General features: G+C 62.6%; 6 protein-coding genes and 5 pseudogenes. 2 read left to right on the forward strand and 9 right to left on the reverse strand.

What is annotated here, in order from left to right:
- The 9 genes and pseudogenes from BLV97_RS22055 to BLV97_RS20410 form a co-directional block, all read right to left on the reverse strand.
- Window positions 1–225, reverse strand: a pseudogene (locus BLV97_RS22055) (IS30 family transposase); the annotation flags it as partial.
- A 46-nt stretch (window positions 226–271) separates the two neighbouring features.
- Window positions 272–1008: pseudogene (locus BLV97_RS21710) on the reverse strand (IS3 family transposase); the annotation flags it as partial.
- Window positions 968–1324, reverse strand: coding sequence for a hypothetical protein (locus BLV97_RS21035; RefSeq protein ID WP_051645990.1), 357 nt, complete (start codon window positions 1322–1324; stop codon window positions 968–970). The gene BLV97_RS21035 and the pseudogene BLV97_RS21710, both read right to left, overlap by 41 nt.
- Window positions 1215–1475, reverse strand: coding sequence for an IS66 family insertion sequence element accessory protein TnpB (gene tnpB / locus BLV97_RS22060; RefSeq protein WP_143037604.1), 261 nt, complete (start codon window positions 1473–1475; stop codon window positions 1215–1217). The genes BLV97_RS21035 and tnpB overlap by 110 nt, the downstream gene beginning before the upstream one ends.
- 34 nt (window positions 1476–1509) lie before the next feature.
- Window positions 1510–1578, reverse strand: a pseudogene (locus BLV97_RS22065) (hypothetical protein); the annotation flags it as partial.
- Between the two features lie 44 nt (window positions 1579–1622).
- A complete protein-coding gene (locus BLV97_RS21845) occupies window positions 1623–1751 on the reverse strand; it encodes a hypothetical protein (protein ID WP_280138229.1) in 129 nt (42 codons plus the stop codon).
- A 32-nt stretch (window positions 1752–1783) separates the two neighbouring features.
- Window positions 1784–2017 (reverse strand): annotated as a pseudogene (locus BLV97_RS21715) (transposase); the annotation flags it as partial.
- A gap of 51 nt (window positions 2018–2068) precedes the next feature.
- The gene (locus BLV97_RS20405; protein ID WP_081825006.1) at window positions 2069–2206 is read right to left on the reverse strand and encodes a hypothetical protein; all 138 of its coding nucleotides are present in this window, start codon (window positions 2204–2206) and stop codon (window positions 2069–2071) included.
- Window positions 2157–2717, reverse strand: coding sequence for a hypothetical protein (locus BLV97_RS20410; protein ID WP_051645989.1), 561 nt, complete (start codon window positions 2715–2717; stop codon window positions 2157–2159). Before BLV97_RS20410 ends, BLV97_RS20405 begins: the two co-directional genes overlap by 50 nt.
- Window positions 2718–3285: 568 nt before the next feature.
- Between BLV97_RS20410 and BLV97_RS21365 the strand changes: the two genes are divergently transcribed.
- Both BLV97_RS21365 and BLV97_RS20415 read left to right on the forward strand, forming a co-directional pair.
- Window positions 3286–3438, forward strand: coding sequence for a hypothetical protein (locus tag BLV97_RS21365; RefSeq protein ID WP_160169174.1), 153 nt, complete (start codon window positions 3286–3288; stop codon window positions 3436–3438).
- Between the two features lie 256 nt (window positions 3439–3694).
- Window positions 3695–4946, forward strand: a pseudogene (locus BLV97_RS20415) (IS256 family transposase).
- Window positions 4947–5084 lie beyond the last annotated feature (138 nt).

Raw genomic sequence — 5084 nt, forward strand, 5'->3', positions numbered from 1 at the left:
CGATGGTGCGAGATGTGTGGGAGGCATTCCGCCAGAACTCCGAAACCATCGGGTTCCGACAGGGGCTGAAACTCCCGCTGCAACGGCGGCTTCCTGGCTGGAAAGCCCCGCTGCAATCTCTCGCCAGAACCGGCATAGATCCTCACGCTGCCAGACTGGCGGCCGACCTGGCGAGGATAATTTGCGTCGCGTCGAGCGCTTTGACTTCCGTTTTCCCGTCGTCATCAACACCTCCAATCACGGGGTGTTGCGACGACCGGTCGAATCCGCCTTGCGAGCCTCGATCGGAATGATGAACCAGCCCCGGCGCAGGGTCGCGGTTCACAATGGCGCGCCGCAGAGCCTCGACAGCGAGGCTGCGCTTCAGCCGGTCACTCGTTGCCCAGCCAACGACCCGCCGCTTCTGACGGGCCACAAGGCCATTCTCCCGCATCAGCCGGGCCGTGCGGTGACGCCCGATCCGGTGGCCGTCGTCGACGAGATCCCGATGCATCCGCGGGCTACCATAGGTGCCATTCGACAGGGCGAAGGCCGTGCGGATATGTGCAAGGTAGACCATGTCCTGCCGCTGACGCTGGCAGGCCGGGCGGTCGCGCCAGGCAAAGAACCCGCCCTGGCTGACACCCAAAGTCTCGCACATTCGGTGAATGGGAAAGCTGGCCTTCTCCGCCTCGATGAAGGCAAAGCTCATCGACTTGCGTCTTTCGCGAAGAAGGCGTCGCCATTGTCGCTCGGACCGATGGCGCGACAATGGCGACCTATTTTTAAGATATCGCGCTCCTGCTTCAGCACCGCGTTCTCCCTGCGAAGCCGCTTCAGCTCGGCCCGCAGGTCGGGCCTGTCTTCAACAGGCTCCTCTGCGTCGCGATCCTGCCTCACCCAGCGTGTCAGCGTTGAGAGGCCGATGCCGAGATCGTCGGCGATTTCACGTCGCGTGCGCCCGCTCGTCAGCGCCAGCCGCACCGCTTCACGCCGAAATCCCGGCGTCGGTCGTTTCCCGTTGGACATCGAACACCTCCTGGTTCCTCAGTTGGTGCTCTCCACTTTTCCCGGGCAAGTCTAGTTTCGTGAAGAGCCGGAAATCAAACAGGAAGCCCTGCTGGATCGCCTGCGCCTTAATGCGGGAGCGCTTCGCAAGATACTTTTGTGTGACCTTTGCCAAAGGACGCACCGCGCAACCAATCCAACGGCCATCGACCTGCTGGACGACGAGATCAATATATTGGGTGCGCGACACCCCATCGGCATCGAACCACTCGAAAGCGATCTGCTCGAAGACGGCGGCCGCCTCGTAACGGACGGACAGGACGACTGCCCCGTTCATCTCGCCGTGGCTCTCTGTGCCGAGAAAGCACCCAGACGAACTTCGCCCCCACGAGCTGCCTGTGAACGAGGACAATTCCGGTCTGATCCCAGACCAACACCTTGATCCGGTCCGCGCGCTTGGCCCGGACCAGAGAGCCGTTGTCCGCCATTGGTCCGAGGACAATGGCGAGCGGTCGCACCGCTGAACGGATCGAGGCCGAGCGTCTCCTGGATAGCCCGCGCCAGCCCGTCGATGCCTTTGCGGAAGTCGACCGGGCGCGTGGCAAACTAGACGCGCAGGTCGCCACTCGGCGCGATCACTGCGACGCCGCCCGGACGGCACGGATCGTCCGGGTCAGCTGCGCCTCGTCGATATCGGAACGCACCCGCAGGATGACACCATCCAATTCCAGCTCGATCCGGCACGACCGCGCCAGACTCCGCACCAAACCGTCGCGAACATCGGCTCAGCCGCCGTCTCGGCAGCAAGCGCAAGCTGGCCAGACGCCAGCTTCTTGCGCCAATCACAGACCTGCCAGCGCGTCACCCCGTGCCGACGGGCCACGTCCGAAACCCTTGCCCCGGGCACCAGGCTCTCGGCAGCGATCCGGGCCCGTTCAGCCTCGCTCCGAAGACGGCGGCCAGACCGCCCTTCCAGAACCTCGATCGTGCCCGCGTATCCATCCGTCGAGCCGTCCAAATAGCCGCCCATTTTGCCGTCCAATCCTGCCGCGTCTCGGCAGCAGGACTCTCACAGCTAAGCTCAACACGGCAGGAGGGGAGCGGCGTGGCGTTTACCCTTGGGCGTAACCCTCAGCGGGATAAACGAAGGCGGCGTCTTGTCGCCAAGCTTACCGTCGCGATGCTGCCGCCGCCATACCGTCAGTAACGAGCGCGACACACCATGCCGCCGCGCCGTCGCCGAGACCTGGCGACGGCTCTACAGAAGCCGCCGAGCGCCGAAGTGCGTGCCAGCCTTCCTCTGTTGCGGGTCCAAACCACGGCATTGCCTCGTGCAGCGCCGCGGCGAGTTCGTCGGCCCGGTGCTCCGTTTCGACCGGCAACAGCCGCACCCCGTCGCGTAGGACGGACAGACGTTCCTGCTCCCGCTTGCCGAGGTGCTGCAGACCACTCGCGGCTTCCCGCCGGGCGACGAGCTTCCTGCTGCGCTCGCGGATCCGGTGCAACTCAGGTTCAGTGGGGTACTTCCGATCTTTGAAGCCCGGGTCCGGGAAATCGTCTTCCAGAGGCTCGTCGCCCAAATCAAAGTCGTTCGGCGCTTCTGAGCCAGTGCTCCCTTTGTCCCGCCTGTCGCGCAGCGACATCAGGTGCCTGGTCAGCCGACGCTCGATTTCTTGCCAGCTTTCGTCGGTCAAGTCGAACCGGGCTTCGATGAACGGAATGCGCTGCATGTAGTGATCCTTTCCGAAATTCGGGCGGCATGCGCCGCAATGGAGCACGCGCCGCTCGCCCACAAAGCGATCAGAAGCAAGCTATTGAATATAAATAAAAACGCCCGCAAGACGGCGGGCGATGGTCACTAATTTTGTGCCAAAAAGGTCAAAAAACTCCGAAAACGGGCACTTAATCGTGGGCCCTACAGCAGTGCTGCGCATCGGCGGCTCTGACGCAGGAATATTAGTGCAAATTTGAGGGACTCCTTCAGTTTCTTCTTGCAAGATGTGCGCAAGGGCACATATAAGGCGGCATCCTGATAGTCGAAATCCGACCTTTCCCAGGGACTTCGCACTCCCAGTCTGGGGTGGGTGTGGCCCCGCGTGGGGTTTTGCCGGCTTGTTGGGCTCGCCATAGCTGTGCCTTCGAGCCATTCCGCAAGACGGGATTGTCGTCGCCGAAACGGGACGCATTCGGACATCGGGTGATGCCGACCCCGAGCCTACGGGAACGGCGCGGCGCGCGGTGCCGCCGGTTCGTCGAAGGTAAGGGCCGGAAGACCGCGCAAGAAGAAGGAGAGAGGACATGATGGCATTGGACGCAACTGAAACCCTCGAAGAAGCGGGGCTGACCCCGATCGAGGAGACCTCTCGCGAAGAACCGCAGGAAGAGGACGCGGAAGCGCACGACAGCGATTGGGCTGACCGGCGCCACACGCTCTTCGCGACGTCCGCCTGACTGGCGGACGACCCCGGCCTGACCGGGGTTTGACGCGCGGCGGCGCCCCTGCGGGGGCGCGCCGCAAGCCCCCCCCGAAAACCCCGCGGCACCTGGCACATGCGCCGCCGCCGCCCGTGGGCCCCGGCACAATCGCGTTCGGGCCCCAGGTATTTTCCCGAGAGAAACGGGCGAAAGTTGGTGATGCCCTGAGGGGCGGCATATCATGGCGGTGTTCAGACGCCGTCAATTCTCTGCCGAGAAAGGGATATGCCACATGTCAGAGACTACCATCACGGGGCTGTCCGATCCATCAGGATTTGGCTCCGACCCATTTACGGACGTGCTCCGCGACGGGGCGCGCAAGCTGCTCGAACAGGCGATCTACGCGGAGCTGGCCGCGCTGATGGCCGCTTTTTCGGGAGAGAAACTCGAGGACGGTCGCGCGCGGCAGGTCGCGCCATGGTCACTTGCCAGAAAGGGAGGTGATGACCGGCATCGGCCCGGTGCCCGTGAAGGTGCCCCGTGTGCGGGATCGCAAGCCGGGCGACGACAAGATCAGCTTCACGCCCAGCATCCTGCCACGGTATCTGCGCAAAGCGAAATCGGTCGAAGAGTTGCTGCCGTGGCTTTACCTCAAGGGCGTGTCCACGGGTGATTTCAGCGAGGCGCTGGCCGCCCTGCTGGGGCCGAATGCCCGGGGCCTGTCCGCCAAGACCATCACGCGGCTGAAGGCCGACTGGTGGAAGACCTATGAAGCTTGGCACAAGCGCGACCTCGGCGCGCGACGGTTTCTCTACATCTGGGCAGATGGCGTCTACTTCAAGCCACGAATGGCGGAAGAAAAACAATGCGTTCTGGTGGTCGTGGGTGCCGATGAATATGGCCGCAAGGAGTTGCTGGCCATGACCGATGGCTTCCGCGAAAGCACGCAAAGCTGGCGCGAGGTGCTCCTCGATCTCAAACGACGCGGCCTGAAACAGGACCCGAAACTCGCCATCGGTGATGGTGCCTTGGGCTTCTGGGCCGCCCTGCGGGAAGTGTTTGCCTCGACCCAGGAGCAGCGCTGTTGGGTCCACAAGACGATGAACGTGCTCAACGCGCTGCCGAAATCCGTGCAAGCCAAAGCCAAGGGCCATCTGCACGACATCTGGCAGGCCGAAACCAAGGCCGCCGCCAACACCGCCTTCGACTTCTTCATCGAAACCTATGGCGTGAAATGAGACAAGGCGGTCGCCAAGCTGCTCAAGGATCGGGACGCGATGCTGACGTTCTATGACTACCCGGCGGAACATTGGAAGCACATCCGGACGTCAAACCCCATCGAGAGCACCTTCGCCACCGTTCGGCACCGCACCAAACGCACCAAGGGATGCCTCAGCCGTAAAACCGGACTGGCCATGGCCTTCAAGCTGATGATGTCGGCGCAGAAAAAATGGCGCAAACTCGATGGCCAAAACCGCCTGCCCGAGATCATCCAGGGGATTGAGTTCCGCGACGGGATCCGTCAACTTCAAGCCGTCGCCTGATCAAGCGTCACCAACTTTCGCCCATATCTCTTTTCCCGAACTATGAGCTACCCCCCGAAATTCGGACACTGACATAAGCTACGATTTGCAGTCTGCTGATCTTCGACGAGAAGGAGATCAGAGATGTCGAAACGCAAG

Source organism: Allgaiera indica (genome assembly GCF_900106675.1).
GTDB classification, from domain to species: domain Bacteria; phylum Pseudomonadota; class Alphaproteobacteria; order Rhodobacterales; family Rhodobacteraceae; genus Acidimangrovimonas; species Acidimangrovimonas indica.

Coding starts and splice junctions, on each gene's coding strand:
- BLV97_RS21035 (WP_051645990.1), bottom strand. CDS start 1,324: ATGAACGGGGCAGTCGTCCTGTCCGTCCGTTACGAGGCGGCCGCCGTC.
- BLV97_RS20410 (WP_051645989.1), bottom strand. CDS start 2,717: ATGCAGCGCATTCCGTTCATCGAAGCCCGGTTCGACTTGACCGACGAA.
- BLV97_RS21365 (WP_160169174.1), top strand. CDS start 3,286: ATGATGGCATTGGACGCAACTGAAACCCTCGAAGAAGCGGGGCTGACC.
- tnpB (WP_143037604.1), bottom strand. CDS start 1,475: ATGGCGGACAACGGCTCTCTGGTCCGGGCCAAGCGCGCGGACCGGATC.